The sequence below is a fragment of the Salegentibacter tibetensis genome (assembly GCF_020164485.1).
GTDB lineage: Bacteria > Bacteroidota > Bacteroidia > Flavobacteriales > Flavobacteriaceae > Salegentibacter > Salegentibacter tibetensis.
This window is the reverse complement of record NZ_JAIQZA010000096.1, coordinates 1-781: the sequence shown is the minus strand read 5'-3', so window position 1 is coordinate 781 and position 781 is coordinate 1. Positions and strand designations below refer to the sequence as shown.

The window sequence follows — 781 nt, the reverse complement described above, 5'->3', positions numbered from 1 at the left end:
TCGCGATCGCACACAATTCATCAAGCTCCCCTTTTTCCACCTGAATTGAATTTCGTACATAATGCGCATGAATTTCTTTGTGTACAGCCGAATTAAATTCAGCTCCGTTTGCCAGCGATAACCAGAACGGATAGCCAGGTAATAAACCTTCACCAAAAATTACAAGATCACATTCCTGCTTCCCTGCTTGGATCACAAAATCTTTTATTTTATTTAAAGTACCGCTTTTATTTAACCAAACCGGGGAGATTTGAGCTAATGCTACTTTTAAATTTTCATCGTTTTTCATAATTTCTATATCGTAGATAAAGCAATTTTCTTTTATTAAAGCTTTTGGACACCGGCTTCTAATCTCATTTTTCTAAAACCACTTTTGCTAAAAATAAGGTGTTGAAATTTCGGAAATTCTCAATTTCAAAAGTAATTATAACATTTTCAAATTTGCTGCCAAACCGGTAATAAGTTAAGACCCCTAAAGCTAAGATCACTTCGTCACCAATCTTTTTTAAAATAAAAAATGAAATGGATTGGCGGTTAATACTAGCTATTTCTTTAATAATGAGTCTGTTAAATAAATACTAAACCTCCCTAATTCGCTTTATTTTTCTCTGCTTAGCCGCTATCTTTAAAAAAACTTGTTCTATGAATTTGGAGAATAAAAAAATATTGATAACCGGAGGAAGTGCCGGTATAGGTAAAGCCTTAATTCATGAATTGCTGAAACACGGGGCACAGGATTTTGCCGTGATCGGGAGGAAAAAAAAGCCTCTAGAAAAGCTGA

2 protein-coding genes are annotated in these 781 nt (G+C 34.3%); one reads left to right on the top strand and one right to left on the bottom strand.

The window, feature by feature from the left end; genetic code table 11:
* Positions 1-289 (bottom strand): nitrilase-related carbon-nitrogen hydrolase (locus LB467_RS18655; RefSeq protein WP_317196386.1); only part of this gene is annotated, 289 nt, incomplete at its 3' end.
* A 353-nt stretch (positions 290-642) separates the two neighbouring features.
* Between LB467_RS18655 and LB467_RS18650 the strand changes: the two genes are divergently transcribed.
* Positions 643-781, top strand: a 139-nt coding sequence (locus tag LB467_RS18650) for an SDR family NAD(P)-dependent oxidoreductase (RefSeq protein WP_224475659.1), incomplete at its 3' end; no start/stop codon positions are given.